This is a genomic window from Pseudomonas sp. S2_C11, assembly GCF_054668395.1.
Genome location: NZ_CP162765.1, coordinates 4,787,297 through 4,801,359, shown reverse-complemented (window position 1 = coordinate 4,801,359; position 14,063 = coordinate 4,787,297). Strand labels below are relative to the sequence as shown.

General features: G+C 61.4%; 10 protein-coding genes. 5 read left to right on the top strand and 5 right to left on the bottom strand.

The annotated features are described in order from the left end of the window. Positions 1-424: 424 nt before the first annotated feature. The 3 genes from AB4N48_RS21685 (at position 425) to AB4N48_RS21675 (ending at position 7,165) form a co-directional block, all read left to right on the top strand. Positions 425-3,700 (top strand): transglutaminase family protein, encoded by a 3,276-nt coding sequence (locus tag AB4N48_RS21685; RefSeq protein ID WP_460094299.1) that lies wholly within the window; start codon positions 425-427, stop codon positions 3,698-3,700. Between the two features lie 88 nt (positions 3,701-3,788). After that, complete coding sequence (locus AB4N48_RS21680; protein WP_310219195.1) at positions 3,789-6,275, top strand: circularly permuted type 2 ATP-grasp protein; 2,487 nt, start codon at positions 3,789-3,791, stop codon at positions 6,273-6,275. Then, positions 6,275-7,165, top strand: coding sequence for a transglutaminase family protein (locus AB4N48_RS21675; protein ID WP_110602754.1), 891 nt, complete (start codon positions 6,275-6,277; stop codon positions 7,163-7,165). The genes AB4N48_RS21680 and AB4N48_RS21675 overlap by 1 nt, the downstream gene beginning before the upstream one ends. A 209-nt stretch (positions 7,166-7,374) precedes the next feature. On the opposite strand, the gene AB4N48_RS21670 is transcribed toward AB4N48_RS21675, so the two are convergent. Together AB4N48_RS21670 and AB4N48_RS21665 are read right to left on the bottom strand one after the other, a co-directional pair. Further along, positions 7,375-7,563: a hypothetical protein gene (locus tag AB4N48_RS21670; RefSeq protein ID WP_460094298.1), complete on the bottom strand. Its 189-nt coding sequence runs from the start codon at positions 7,561-7,563 to the stop codon at positions 7,375-7,377. 68 nt (positions 7,564-7,631) lie between these two features. Continuing rightward, on the bottom strand, positions 7,632-8,219 hold the full coding sequence (locus tag AB4N48_RS21665) for an LOG family protein (protein ID WP_024011379.1): 588 nt from the start codon (positions 8,217-8,219) through the stop codon (positions 7,632-7,634). A gap of 342 nt (positions 8,220-8,561) precedes the next feature. Here AB4N48_RS21665 and azu point away from each other — a divergent pair, with 342 nt between their 5' ends. Continuing rightward, complete coding sequence (azu, locus tag AB4N48_RS21660; RefSeq protein ID WP_305382097.1) at positions 8,562-9,005, top strand: azurin; 444 nt, start codon at positions 8,562-8,564, stop codon at positions 9,003-9,005. A 124-nt stretch (positions 9,006-9,129) separates the two neighbouring features. Here azu and nadE read toward each other — a convergent pair whose 3' ends face one another. The 3 genes from nadE to AB4N48_RS21645 all read right to left on the bottom strand — a co-directional run bounded on the left by nadE (position 9,130) and on the right by AB4N48_RS21645 (position 12,299). Beyond that, the gene (nadE, locus tag AB4N48_RS21655) at positions 9,130-9,957 is read right to left on the bottom strand and encodes an ammonia-dependent NAD(+) synthetase (protein WP_323620023.1); all 828 of its coding nucleotides are present in this window, start codon (positions 9,955-9,957) and stop codon (positions 9,130-9,132) included. A gap of 4 nt (positions 9,958-9,961) precedes the next feature. Further along, a complete protein-coding gene (gene pncB / locus AB4N48_RS21650; RefSeq protein ID WP_460094296.1) occupies positions 9,962-11,185 on the bottom strand; it encodes a nicotinate phosphoribosyltransferase in 1,224 nt (407 codons plus the stop codon). Between the two features lie 214 nt (positions 11,186-11,399). After that, positions 11,400-12,299, bottom strand: coding sequence for a LysR family transcriptional regulator (locus AB4N48_RS21645; RefSeq protein ID WP_460094295.1), 900 nt, complete (start codon positions 12,297-12,299; stop codon positions 11,400-11,402). Positions 12,300-12,463: 164 nt separating this feature from the next. Here AB4N48_RS21645 and amaB point away from each other — a divergent pair, with 164 nt between their 5' ends. After that, positions 12,464-13,954: an L-piperidine-6-carboxylate dehydrogenase gene (gene amaB, locus AB4N48_RS21640; protein WP_290128313.1), complete on the top strand. Its 1,491-nt coding sequence runs from the start codon at positions 12,464-12,466 to the stop codon at positions 13,952-13,954. The last annotated feature ends 109 nt before the right edge of the window (positions 13,955-14,063 follow it).

The window sequence follows — 14,063 nt, the reverse complement described above, 5'->3', positions numbered from 1 at the left end:
CGGGTTGGCGTTTTGCTGATCGTTCCCACGCTCCGCGTGGGAATGCCTCTCGGGACGCTCCGCGTTCCAGCCGTTACTCGCAGTATTGTCGAACATGGTTGTGACGCGGAGCGTCACGGGCTGCATTCCCACGCAGAGCGTGGGAATGATCAAGTTGTTGCCACTGGCCTCTTCGCGAGCAGGCTCGCTCCCACAGGGGAACGCATTCCAAATGTGGGAGCGAGCCTGCTCGCGAAAGCGTCCGATCAAACACCGCAAGAATCAGCGTCCGCAACATTTGCGTGCAACTGAGTCCAAGCATTTCCTCGCATCGCCCGGTTTTGGTGCTGTACTGCCTTGAGCATTTCGCGAAAGCGCGCAAGCCTGTGCATGGCATAAGTCTTGCGCGCTTTCCCATACGCCCAAGGCTCGCAGGAGGCACGCCGTGTCGATTCATGTCGCATTGCATCACGTCACGCATTATCGCTACGACCGCGCTGTCGAACTCGGCCCGCAGATCGTCCGCCTGCGCCCGGCGCCCCACAGCCGCACGCGAATTCTTTCCTATGCGCTGAAAGTCTCGCCCGAGCAGCATTTCATCAACTGGCAGCAGGACCCCCAGGGCAATTACCTGGCACGTCTGGTGTTCCCGGAAAAAACCGCAGAGCTGCGCATCGAAGTCGATCTGGTCGCGGAAATGGCGGTGTTCAATCCCTTCGACTTCTTCCTCGAACCGTACGCCGAGAGAATTCCGTTCAGCTACGCCGCCGATGAACGCAAGGAGCTGGCGCCGTACCTCGAAACCCTGCCGCTGACGCCAACGTTCAAGGCTTACCTGGACAGCATCGACCGCACGCCACTGCCGGCGGTGGATTTTCTGGTGGCGCTCAATCAGCGCCTCAGTGAAGACATCGGCTACCTGATCCGCATGGAGCCCGGCGTGCAGACTCCTGAGCACACACTGCAACACGCCTCCGGTTCCTGCCGTGATTCGGCATGGTTGCTGGTGCAGCTGTTGCGCAATCTCGGTCTGGCGGCACGGTTTGTTTCCGGTTACCTGATTCAACTGACCGCCGACGTGAAAAGCCTCGACGGCCCGTCCGGCACTGAAGTCGACTTCACCGACCTGCATGCCTGGTGCGAGGTGTATTTGCCGGGTGCCGGCTGGATTGGCCTTGATGCGACGTCCGGGTTGTTCGCCGGGGAAGGGCATATTCCGTTGGCCTGCAGTCCCGATCCGTCCTCGGCGGCGCCGATCAGTGGTCTGGTCGAACCTTGCGAGACACAGTTCAGCCATGAAATGTCGGTCGAGCGAATCTGGGAAGCGCCGCGCGTCACCAAGCCTTACACCGATGAACAGTGGCGGGCGATCCAGGCACTGGGCCGGCAGATCGATGCCGATCTGCTCGAAGGCGATGTGCGCCTGACCATGGGCGGCGAACCGACCTTCGTCTCCATCGACGACCCGGACGGCGCCGAATGGAACACCGCCGCACTGGGGCCGGACAAGCGCCGGCTGTCCGCCGAACTGTTTCAACGCCTGCGCAAGCAATACGCGCCGCAGGGGCTGGTGCATTTCGGTCAGGGCAAGTGGTATCCCGGCGAGCAATTGCCGCGCTGGTCGCTCAATTGTTACTGGCGCCGCGACGGTCAGCCGATCTGGCACAACGACGCATTGATCGCCGACGAACAGCAGGACTATGGCGCCGACGGCGCACTGGCCGGACGCTTTCTCGCCAGCGTCGCCGAGCGTCTGAAGTTGCCTGCGCGCTTCGTCTTCCCGGCTTACGAGGATCATCTCTACTACCTGTGGCGCGAGGGTGCGTTGCCCGGCAACGTCAGCGCCGAAGATTCGCGTCTGGAAGAGCCATTGGAGCGCGCGCGATTGCGCAAGGTCTTCAGTCAGGGCCTGAACAAGGTGATCGGCCAGGTGCTGCCGCTGGCGCGCACGGCCAAGGGCGATCAATGGCAGAGCGGGCGCTGGTATCTGCGTGACGAGCACTGTCGCCTGGTGCCGGGGGATTCGCCGCTGGGTTACCGCTTGCCGCTGGCCTCGCAGCCGTGGGTGAAAGCGGCGGAATATCCGTTCATCCATCCCAACGATCCGAATCAGGACTTCGCTGAACTGCCGGATCCGGCGCAGCTCGGTGTGCACGGCGAACCTGCTGCGCTGGATGAGCGGGTGCCGAAAATCGACGAATCCGCTGACTGGCTGACCCGTACCGCATTCTGCGCCGAGGCCCGCGAAGGCCGGCTGTATCTGTTCATGCCGCCGCTGGAGCGGGTCGAGGATTATCTGGAACTGGTCTCGGCCATTGAGGCCACCGCCGAAGAACTGCACTGCCCGGTGCTGCTGGAAGGCTATGAACCACCAAGTGATCCGCGCCTGAGCAACTTCCGTGTCACTCCGGACCCGGGCGTGATCGAGGTCAACGTGCAGCCATCGGCGACCTGGGACGAGTTGGTCGAGCGCACCGAGTTTCTCTATGAACAGGCACGGCAAACCCGCCTGACCACCGAGAAGTTCATGATCGACGGGCGCCACACCGGCACCGGCGGCGGCAACCATTTCGTCCTCGGCGGCGCGACACCGGCGGACTCACCGTTTCTGCGGCGGCCGGATCTGCTGCGCAGCCTGATCAGTTACTGGCACAACCATCCTTCGCTGTCGTACCTGTTTTCCGGGCTGTTCATTGGTCCGACGTCCCAGGCTCCACGGGTTGATGAGGCGCGCAATGACGCCTTGTACGAACTGGAAATCGCCTTTGCGCAAATGCCGGAACCGGGCGAGGAATGTGCACCGTGGCTGGTCGATCGACTGCTGCGCAATTTGCTGATCGACGTCACCGGCAATACCCATCGCGCCGAATTCTGCATCGACAAACTGTATTCACCGGACGGCGCCACCGGGCGTCTTGGCTTGCTGGAACTGCGCGCTTTTGAAATGCCGCCCCATGCGCGCATGAGTCTGGCTCAGCAGTTGTTGCTGCGGGCGCTGGTCGCGCGGTTCTGGCGCGAGCCTTATGCGCCGGCGAAACTGGCGCGCTGGGGCACCGAGCTGCACGACCGCTTTCTGCTGCCGCACTTTATCGAAGAGGATTTCGCCGACGTTATCGTCGAACTCAACAACGCTGGCTACCCGTTGCGCGCCGAGTGGTTCGCGGCGCATCTGGAATTTCGTTTTCCCAAGGTCGGCGACTACGCCGTCAATGGCATCGAGCTGGAGCTGCGTCAGGCGCTTGAACCCTGGCATGTGCTGGGCGAGGAGGGCTCGGCGGGCGGCACGGTGCGCTACGTCGATTCATCGCTGGAGCGCTTGCAGGTCAAGCTCAACGGCCTGCCGCCACAGCGCTATCTGCTGACCTGTAATGGCGTCGCGGTGCCGTTGCACCCGACCGGACGAGTAGGCGAGTTTGTCGCCGGGGTGCGCTTTCGGGCCTGGCAACCAGCCAACTGTCTGCATCCGACCATAGCGGTGCACGCACCATTGGTATTCGACCTGCTCGATACCTGGATGGGGCGTTCGCTGGGCGGTTGCCAGTATCACGTGGCCCATCCCGGCGGGCGCAATTACGAAACCTTGCCGGTCAATGCCAATGAAGCGGAGAGCCGGCGCATGGCGCGGTTTTTCCGCCTCGGACACACGCCGGGGAAACTTCCCGTACCCAAAGTAGAAATCAATGACGAGCTACCGATGACCATCGATCTGCGCCGTTTCTAGAGCCTACGCAACACGCGGATTTTTCGTATATCCGCGTGTCATGTGCCTGCGTTAGTCTGACCGTTCCCTGCTGTCTGCCGAGCTTTCCATGCCTGACCTGCTAGACCGCTACCCGCTGACCGCGGGCACCTATCACGAACTGCTCGACGGCAGCGGCGCGGTGCGCTCGCATTGGCAGCGCCTGTTCGATCAGTTGCAGCGCAGCAGTCCGGCGCAACTGGTGCAGCGCCAAGCCTTGCTGGCGCGGCAGATTCAGGAAAACGGCGTCACCTACAACGTCTATGCCGATCCCAAGGGCGCTGACCGGCCGTGGGAGCTGGATCTGCTGCCCCATGTGATCGCGGCAGATGAATGGCAGCAATTGTCCGCCGGCATCGCTCAGCGTGCGCGCTTGCTCAATGCAGTGCTGGCGGATCTGTACGGTCCGCAGCGGTTGATCAGCGAAGGCCTGCTGCCCGCCGAGCTGGTATTCGGACACAACAATTTTCTCTGGCCCTGTCAGGGCATTGCCCCGCCCGAATCAGCCTTTTTGCATTTGTATGCCGTGGATCTGGCGCGCACACCGGATGGTCGCTGGTGGGTCACTGCCGATCGCACCCAGGCGCCGTCCGGGGCCGGCTATGCGCTGGAAAACCGCACCATCGTCTCCCGCGCCTTTCCCGATTTGTACCGGGATCTTAAGGTCCAGCATCTGGCCGGTTTCTTCCGCACCTTGCAGGAAACTTTGGCCCGTCAGGCACCGGAGGGCGATGACGCACCGCTGGTGGTGCTGCTGACACCGGGGCGGTTCAATGAAAGTTATTTCGAACATCTGTATCTGGCGCGCCAGCTCGGCTATCCGCTGGTCGAGGGCGGCGATCTGACGGTGCGCAATGCCACCGTTTACCTGAAAACCCTCAGTGGCCTGCGCCGGGTGCACGCGATCATGCGCCGCCTCGACGATGATTTCTGCGACCCGCTGGAACTGCGTACCGACTCGGCGCTTGGCGTCCCCGGTCTGCTTGAGGCGGTGCGTCAGGGGCGGGTGCTGGTGGCCAATGCGCTGGGCAGCGGCGTGCTGGAATCGCCGGGGCTGTTGGGGTTTCTGCCGAAGATCAATCAGTACCTGTTCGGCGAAGAACTGATCCTGCCCTCGATCGCCACCTGGTGGTGCGGTGAAGCGCCGGTGCTGGCGCAGGCGCTGGAAAAACTTCCGGAGCTGTTGATCAAACCGGCGTTCCCGTCGCAGAGCTTCGCGCCTGTTTTCGGCCGTGACTTGAATGAAAGCCAGCGCCTCGAGCTGGCGCAGCGTATGCAGGCACGGCCTTATGCCTACGTCGCGCAAGAGCTTGCGCAACTGTCGCAGGCGCCGGTCTGGCAAGCCGAGGACGGTCATCTGCAACCCCGCGCGATCGGCATGCGCATGTATGCGGTGGCCAGCCACGATGGCTACCGCGTGTTGCCGGGCGGTCTGACCCGAGTGGCGGCCGAGGCTGATGCCGAAGTGGTGTCGATGCAGCGCGGCGGGGCGAGCAAGGACACCTGGGTGCTCAGCGACCGTGCGCCGAGTGGCGAGCAGTGGAAGGCGCAGCGCAATGTCGGCGTGCACGATCTGGTGCGGCGCGATCCTTACCTGCCATCGCGGGTAGTGGAGAATCTGTTCTGGTTCGGTCGCTACTGCGAACGCTGCGACGACAGCGCGCGGCTGCTGCGCATCATGCTCACGCGTTACGTCGATGGCGATGATCCGCAGGCGCTGCAAGCAGCGGTCGATCTCGGCGAGCGGCTGGCCTTGCTGCCCGATGAAGGCGAACTGCCGGAGCGCCTGCTCGCTGCGTTGCTGGGCGAGGATTGGTCGTTCAGCCTGCGTTCCAACTTGCAGCGCTTGCAGTGGGCTGCGTCGCAAGTGCGCGGCAAGCTGTCCCGGGAAAACTGGCAGGCGCTGGTCGAGTTGCAGCGCGAGGCGCTGGAGCTGGAAGTCGATGAACCGGACTTCGGCGAACTGCTGGATTTCCTCAACCGTCTGGTGATGTCGCTGGCAGCGCTGTCGGGGTTTGCGCTGGATGACATGACCCGTGACGAAGGCTGGCGCTTTCTGATGATTGGCCGGCGCATCGAACGCCTGCAATTTCTCAGCAGCAGCCTCGCCGCGTTTCTGCGCGGTGCGGGTGCGTTCGATCAGGCGGGGCTTGAGTGGTTGCTGGAGTTGGGTAACAGCAGCATCACCTACCGCTCGCGCTATCTGGCAGTGGCGCAACTGATTCCGGTGCTCGATCTGCTGTTGCTGGATGAGCAGAACCCCCACGCGGTGCTGTTTCAGCTGAAACTGGTCACCCGCACGCTGAAACGCTTGAACGACGACTTCGGCGCACCTCGCGAAACCGCGCTGCCGCAGCTGGTCGAACGCCTCTCGCGGTTTGATCTCGGTTGTCTGGAGAACCCGCTGTTCGGCAAATCCAGCGTACGTGCCGCGCTGGATGGTCTGGCCGATCTGTTGCAGGAAATCGCCGAAGCCAGCGGCCAGGTATCGGATCGTCTGGCCCTGCGCCATTTCGCCCATGTCGATGATGTCAGCCAGCGAACGGTGTCCGTGTGATGAGCGCTCAGTACCAGATCTTTCACGACACCTGTTATCACTACGACAGCCCGGTCTCCCTCGCGCAGCAACTGGCGCACCTGTGGCCGCGCGAATGCAGCTGGCAGCGCTGCACCGAGCAGCAGTTGCTGATCAGCCCCGAACCGACCATGCGCCGGGATGAGCTGGATGTTTTCGGCAATCCGCTGACGCGGTTGGCCTTTGAGCGGCCCCATGACCAATTGCAGGTCAACGCCCGGCTGACGGTCGAAGTGCTGGCGCGACCGGCGCTGGATTTCAATCAGTCGCCGGCGTGGGAGCAGACCCGCGATGCGCTGACCTACAGCAGTCAGCCGTTGTCCGCCGACTTGCTCGAAGCCTGTCGCTACCGGTTCCAGTCACCTTATGTGCATTTGAAGCGCAGCTTCGTCGAGTTCTCGCAAAGCTGTTTTCCGCCAGGGCGACCGTTGCTGCTCGGCGTGCAGGCGCTGATGCAGAAGATCTTCAGCGAATTCACCTTCGATGCCGAAGCCACCCAGGTGGCGACGCCGCTGGTGGAAGTGCTGGAGCGTCGACGCGGCGTGTGTCAGGACTTCGCTCATCTGATGCTGGCCTGTGTGCGCTCGCGCGGTCTGGCGGCGCGTTATGTCAGCGGCTACCTGCTGACCCAGCCGCCGCCGGGACAGCCACGCCTGATCGGCGCCGACGCCTCGCATGCGTGGGTATCGGTGTTCTGTCCGGTATCGGGCTGGGTGGATTTCGATCCGACCAACAATGTGCGGCCGGCGCTGGAACACATCACGTTGGCGTGGGGAAGGGATTTCTCCGATGTGTCGCCGCTGCGTGGCGTGATTCTCGGTGGCGGTAATCACGACCCGGAAGTGCGGGTTACGGTGATGCCTCAGAATTGATGAGTCTTCAAATGTGGGAGCGAGCCTGCTCGCGAAAGCGTCAGGTCAGCCAATAGATTTGTAACAGATATATCGCATTCGCGAGCAGGCTCGCTCCCACAGGGGATTTTGGTGTTTCAGGGAAAGCAGGGCTGTGAGGGCCGGCAGCAGAACTGTCAGCCCCGTCACAAATCCGCAGGGTCTGATTCGATCATCAAACCCGGTGGGGCTCAGGCGTCGGGCGCCTGATCTTTCGGTGCATCGGATGCATCAACATCATCATCGGTCGCCACTTCACCGTCAGGGTTCAGTGCCGCTTCTTCAGCGGATTGCTTCTTGCGCTGAAGCTTTTCCTCTTTCTTCTGTTCCTTTGCCAGGTCTCGTTGACGTTTGGCGAAGGAGTAATTGGGTTTGGCCATGGGCGATCCTCTGGGGTCGAAGGTGAGGTTGAGCGGCGCGTATTCTGCCCTGTATCGGTGTCCGGGGGTTAACCGGGTTTTTGGTCGACCCACTTGGGCGTGACGGTCGGCTGCCACTGATCGAGGGCATCGAGCAGGGAATCTGGCGATTCGCTCACTTGCAGCATGTCACGGTGTGGCGCGCGAACGAAGCCTTCGCCGACGATATGATCGAGAAAAGCCGTGAGTTTGCTGTAGAAACCGTTCACTTCCAGCAGCCCCAAAGGCTTGCCGTGGTAGCCGAGCTGGCCCCAGGTCCAGACTTCGAACAGCTCTTCCAGCGTGCCAAGGCCGCCGGGCAGGGCGATGAATGCATCGCTGAGTTCGGCCATCCGCGCCTTGCGCGCATGCATGCCGTCGACCACTTCCAGGCGCGTCAGGCTTTTGTGGCCGATCTCCTTGTCCATCAGGCTTTGCGGAATGATACCGATTACTTCGCCGCCAGCGGCCAGCGCGGCATCAGCCACAATGCCCATCAAGCCGACCGCGCCGCCGCCGTAGACCAGCGTCAGATTTCGCTCGGCCAATGCCCGGCCAAGGGCCACGGCAGCTTCAGTGTAGGCCGGCACGGTACCGGCATTGGCACCGCAAAACACACAGACGGATTTCAGCGACATGCGTTACTCCTGAGTCGATCAGGCGCACAGGGTAACGGCTGGCACGCTGCGCTCCAAGGACTAGACTTCGCGTTCGGGTGATTCAAAAGTACCGCTGGCGCCACAGGCGTAGGCGGCGAGCAAGCTGCACAACAGACCGTTAAAGAACATGACTGGCACTCCGTTTCAGTAGGTGGGCCGATCATAGGGCTGGCCGTACGAAATGGCCGTTAGATTGTGTCGATGGGTGTCATAGCCTGAAAGTTGTATACAATTTTTGACTCAAGTCATATGAACTTGCGATGATTTCAGGCAGTCTTTCCACCACTAGTGTTTTTGTTAACCCTGCCTTGGAGATTCACCATGTTTTCCAAAGTTGTTGCGGTATCCCTGCTGGCGCTGGCCAGCAGCCAATTGATGGCTGCCGAGTGCAAAACCACCGTTGATTCCACCGATCAGATGACCTTCAACACCAAGGAAATCGTGATCGACAAGAGCTGCAAGACCTTCACCGTCGAACTGACCCACTCCGGCAGCCTGCCGAAGAACGTCATGGGCCATAACCTGGTGATCAGCAAAGAAGCTGACATGCAGCCAATCGCTACCGACGGCCTGGCAGCCGGTATCGACAAGAACTACCTGAAAGATGGCGACGCCCGCATCATCGCCCACACCAAGATCATCGGCGCCAAGGAAACCGATTCGGTGACCTTTGATGTGGCCAAGGTGGCTGACGGTAGCTACGGCTTCTTCTGCTCGTTCCCTGGGCACATCTCGATGATGAAAGGCACTATCGTCGTCAAGTAATCAGGGCCAATGTGGGAGCGAGCCTGCTCGCGAAGAGGCCATCTGCTTCACCGAAAGACTGATGGCCAAAGAAAAAGCCCGCTTAGGATCACTCCTCAGCGGGCTTTTTCATGCCTTTGAAAAATCAAGGCGCAAACGGCATGACCCGCTTGTGATGAGTCTTGTTGTACGTGTCGACAATGATCTTCGCCGCCTCGTCCCGCACCGCTTCACCGTGCAGAAACGCATCGATCTCGGCATAGGTCACGCCATGCGCTGCTTCGTCCGGCTTGCCTGGCGAAAGATCTTCGAGGTCGGCTGTCGGGACTTTTTCGACCAGCGATTCCGGCGCGCCAAAGCTGCGGGCAATGGCGCGCACCTGATTTTTCACCAAGCCACTGAGCGGGGCGAGGTCGCAGGCGCCATCGCCGAATTTGGTGAAGAAACCCATCACCGCTTCCGCCGCATGGTCGGTGCCAATCACCAGACCGCCCGCCACTCCGGCAATCGTGTACTGCGCCACCATGCGCATCCGCGCCTTGGTATTACCCAGCACGAAGTCCACCGACGCCGCCGGTTTGCCTTCGAACGCCGACACCTGAGCTGCCAGCGCCTTGACCGCCGGGCCGATGTTCACGGTGTGGATTTCGTCAGGGGCGATGCAATCGAGCGAGGCCTTGGCGTCGTGCTCGTCGAACTGGGTTTCATACGGCAGGCGTACGGCGATGAATTTGTAGCGGTCGTCGCCGGTTTTTTCGCGCAGTTCACGTACCGCGCGCTGGGCCAGGAGGCCGGCGGTCAGTGAGTCGACGCCGCCGCTGATGCCCAGCACCAGGGTCTTGAGCCCGGAATTGACCAGACATTCCTGGATGAACGTCAGGCGCCGGGTGACTTCGGCCTGCAGGGCCTGATCGTCGGCGAACGGTGGTTGCACCTTGAGCTGCTCAGCAATCTCACGCTGTACGGCTTGCATGAATTCACTCCTTGCTAGATAGACTGGATTCGGCAGGAACCTGAAACACATGTCGCAAATAGGCGACGAAATTCGGATCTTTGCAGTGGGTCTTGCCAGGCTCGTCGGAGATCTTCGCCACCGGCTGGCCGTTGCAGGCGGTCATTTTAAGCACGATGCTCATCGGTTCGACACCCGGGATATCGCAGGTGAGGTTGGTACCGATGCCGAAGCTCACATTGATGCGACCGTGCAGCGCGCGGAAAATCTCTAACGATTTCGGCAGGGTCAGACTGTCGGAGAACACCAGGGTCTTGCTCATCGGGTCGATGCCGAGCTTGTGGTAGTGCGCGATGCACTTTTCGCCCCACGCCACCGGGTCCCCGGAGTCATGGCGCAGACCGTCGAAGAGCTTGGCGAAGAACAGATCGAAATCGCCAAGAAACGCATCGGTGGTGATGCAATCGGTGAGGGCAATGCCGAGCAGGCCACGGTACTCGCGCACCCAGCAGTCGAGCGCGGCGATCTGGCTGTCGATCAGACGCGGGCCTAGTTGCTGATGGGCCATGATCCACTCATGGGCCATGGTGCCCAGCGGTTTCATGTCCAGTTCGCGGGACAGATGCACGTTGCTGGTACCGACGAAACGCCCCGGGAAGTCATGCTTGAGGACGTTGACCACTTCGGCCTGCACGCCAAAGGAAAAGCGCCGGCGCGTGCCGAAATCGGCAACCTGCAGTTGCGACAGCTCATCGGCCGAGGCATTGGCGGTCAGCCAGTCGAACTTGCGATACAGCTGTTCGCGTGCCTGCTCCAGCGAAGTCTCCCGGTAGCGATAGCGGTTGCGCACTTCGCTGACGATCGCCAGCAGCGGCACTTCGTAGAGGATCACATGCAGCCATGGCCCGCGCAGACGGATGAACAGTTCTCCGCTCTCGATGCCGGTGTGCAGGTAGCGCAGGTTGAAGCGGAACAGGCCAAGGAAACGCAGAAAATCCGGTTTCAGAAAGCTGATGCGCTCGAGAAAACTTAACTGATCAGCACTCAGGCTCAGCTCGGCCAGACGCTCGATCTGATGACGAATCTCGGCCAGATACGGACGCAGATCCTCGGCGTTGCGGCAACGGAACTCCCATTCGACTTCGACGTTGGGGTAGTTGTGCAGCACCGCCTGCATCATCGTCAGCTTGTAGAAGTCGGTGTCGAGCAGGTTCTGCACGATGCGATCGGCAAACACACTCTCGCTCATAAACGGGTCTCCAGTTGCGCCGCGCCTGGCGCGGTCTATATCGATGGCGCTAGTGGCGCATATCGGCGGTGGGGATTGCCAGCATTTTTTCAGAGCGCCGCAGATCCACTGTGGGAGCGAGCCTGCTCGCGAAGGCGGTGTGTCAGTTAAAGATGATGTGGCTGACCCGACGCTTTCGCGAGCAGGCTCGCTCCCACAGGGATCCCGGTTGACCTCACACCGGGCTATCGATTTGTTCAAGCATCCATTTCACAAAATCCCGCACCTTCGGCACTTCCGCCGCGTGCTCCGGGTAGGCCAGGTAATAGGCATCGCTGCTGGGCATCGCATGCTGCCAGGGTATGACCAGTTTGCCTTCGGCCAATTCCTCTTCCACCAGAAACTGCGGCAGCAGCGCCACGCCACAGCCGACCTGGGCGGCGCGGATGCACATGTAAAAGGTTTCGAAACGCGGCCCGTGGTAGCTGTGTTCGGTGTGGTAGCCCTGACTGTCGAACCAGTCGTGCCAGGCCTGCGGTCGCGAGGCATTTTGCAGCAGTACCAGGTCGGTGAGTTGCGTCGGGTCAGTGAATGGCGTGTCCGGCAGGCTGCCCGGGGCGCAGACCGGCACCAGTTGTTCGCCGAACAATTTCAGGCATTCGGTACCCGGTCGCGAAGCCTGGCCGAAATAGAAGGCCAGATCGCTGCGCCCCTGCAACAGATCATCGGCTTCCTGCTCGTTGCACAGATCCAGATGAATCGACGGATGGCGCAGGCGCCAGCCTTTCAGGCGCGGCACCAGCCAACGGGCGCCGAAGGTTGACGGGGTGGAGACGCGCAAGACTTCGGTTTCGCCGCCGTAGGAACGCAGGTAATGCGTCGACATCTCCACTTGGCTGAGGATTTTTCTGACCTCGACCAGATACAAATCCCCGGCCGGCGTCATCTGCAAGCGCCGACGCACGCGGCGGAACAGCAAGTGCTGCAACAGTTCTTCAAGCTGCGCGACCTGTTTGCTCACCGCACTCTGTGTCAGGTTCAGCTCTTCGGCGGCGCGGGTAAAACTCAGGTGCCGGGTCACGGCCTCGAAGCATTGCAGCGCGGTGATCGAGGGCAAGTGGCGTCTGTTCAGCATGGCCAGTCCTTTTTCTTGTCTTTCGCTAGGCAGCATGAATAAACGGAATGATATCTGGCGTAAAGGTCGTTTGTTGCATCGCCGCAGTGAGGCTACAACTAAAGGCCTGCCCGGCCATGCAAAGGATGGCCGCACACATTCTGTTTTTGCTTGAGGAGAGACCGATGGTAGCCGCATTGCTTGATCGCCTGGGAGTCAACCCGGCCCTGTACCAGAACGGCAAGGTGCCGGTGCATTCGCCCATCGATGGCAGTGAAATTGCCTCGGTGAACTGGGAGGGCGCTGCCGAAGTCGAGCAACACATCAGTCGCGCAGATCATGCATTCGAGCACTGGCGCAAGGTGCCGGCGCCGCGTCGCGGTGAGCTGGTGCGTCAGTTCGGCGAAGTGTTGCGCGAGTACAAGGCCGATCTCGGCGAGCTGGTGTCGTGGGAGGCGGGCAAGATCACTCAGGAAGGCCTGGGTGAAGTACAGGAGATGATCGACATCTGCGATTTCGCCGTTGGCCTGTCGCGCCAGTTGTACGGTCTGACCATCGCCTCCGAGCGCCCGGGCCACCATATGCGTGAAACCTGGCATCCGCTCGGCGTGGTCGGCGTCATCAGCGCGTTCAACTTCCCGGTCGCAGTGTGGGCGTGGAACACCACCCTGGCGCTGGTCTGCGGCAACCCGGTGGTGTGGAAGCCATCAGAGAAAACCCCGCTGACCGCGCTGGCCTGTCAGGCGCTGTTTGATCGCGTAGTGAAAAATTTCAGTGATGCCCCACCGAGCCTGTGCCAGGTGGTGATCGGCGGTCGCGATGCCGGCGAAGCGCTGGTCGATGATCCGCGTGTTGCGCTGATCAGCGCCACCGGCAGCACGCGCATGGGCCGCGAAGTGGCGCCGAAAGTCGCCGCGCGTTTCGCCCGCAGCATTCTCGAACTGGGCGGCAACAACGCGATGATCCTCGGCCCGAGCGCCGATCTGGACATGGCAGTGCGCGCGATTCTGTTCAGCGCCGTCGGCACCGCCGGGCAACGCTGCACCACCTTGCGCCGTCTGATCGCTCATGAATCGGTGAAGGAAGAAATCGTCACCCGCCTCAAGGCTGCCTATTCGAAAGTACGCATCGGCCATCCGCTGCAAGGCAATCTGGTCGGCCCGCTGATCGACAAGCACAGCTTCGAAAACATGCAGGATGCGCTGGAACAGGCGCTGAGCGAAGGCGGCCGGGTGTTCGGTGGCAAGCGCCAACTGGAAGAGCAATTCCCCAATGCTTATTACGTGTCGCCGGCCATCGTGGAAATGCCCGAGCAGAGCGATGTGGTCTGCAGCGAAACCTTTGCGCCGATTCTCTACGTGGTCGGCTACAGCGATTTCGAGGAAGCGCTGCGCCTGAACAATGCCGTGCCGCAAGGCCTGTCATCGTGCATTTTCACCACCGATGTGCGTGAGGCCGAGCGGTTCATGTCGGCGGTCGGCAGTGACTGCGGCATCGCCAACGTCAACATCGGCCCGAGCGGCGCGGAAATCGGCGGCGCCTTTGGTGGCGAGAAAGAAACCGGCGGCGGCCGTGAGTCCGGCTCCGATGCCTGGCGCGCGTACATGCGGCGGCAGACCAATACCGTCAACTACTCGCTGGAATTGCCGTTGGCGCAGGGCATTACATTCGACTGACAGGTGGAGATCCTCTGTAGGAGTGAGCACTGTGGCGAGGGGATTTATCCCCGTTCGGCTGCGAAGCAGTCGTCGCTTTTGAAATTTTGGGGCCGCTCCGCGACCCAGC

What these genes read in the sequence shown, in the direction of transcription:
- AB4N48_RS21680 (WP_310219195.1), top strand. Translation starts at nt 3,789, where the DNA reads ATGCCTGACCTGCTAGACCGCTACCCGCTGACCGCGGGCACCTATCAC.
- AB4N48_RS21675 (WP_110602754.1), top strand. Translation starts at nt 6,275, where the DNA reads ATGAGCGCTCAGTACCAGATCTTTCACGACACCTGTTATCACTACGAC.
- AB4N48_RS21670 (WP_460094298.1), bottom strand. Translation starts at nt 7,563, where the DNA reads ATGGCCAAACCCAATTACTCCTTCGCCAAACGTCAACGAGACCTGGCA.
- AB4N48_RS21665 (WP_024011379.1), bottom strand. Translation starts at nt 8,219, where the DNA reads ATGTCGCTGAAATCCGTCTGTGTGTTTTGCGGTGCCAATGCCGGTACC.
- azu (WP_305382097.1), top strand. Translation starts at nt 8,562, where the DNA reads ATGTTTTCCAAAGTTGTTGCGGTATCCCTGCTGGCGCTGGCCAGCAGC.
- nadE (WP_323620023.1), bottom strand. Translation starts at nt 9,957, where the DNA reads ATGCAAGCCGTACAGCGTGAGATTGCTGAGCAGCTCAAGGTGCAACCA.
- pncB (WP_460094296.1), bottom strand. Translation starts at nt 11,185, where the DNA reads ATGAGCGAGAGTGTGTTTGCCGATCGCATCGTGCAGAACCTGCTCGAC.
- AB4N48_RS21645 (WP_460094295.1), bottom strand. Translation starts at nt 12,299, where the DNA reads ATGCTGAACAGACGCCACTTGCCCTCGATCACCGCGCTGCAATGCTTC.
- amaB (WP_290128313.1), top strand. Translation starts at nt 12,464, where the DNA reads ATGGTAGCCGCATTGCTTGATCGCCTGGGAGTCAACCCGGCCCTGTAC.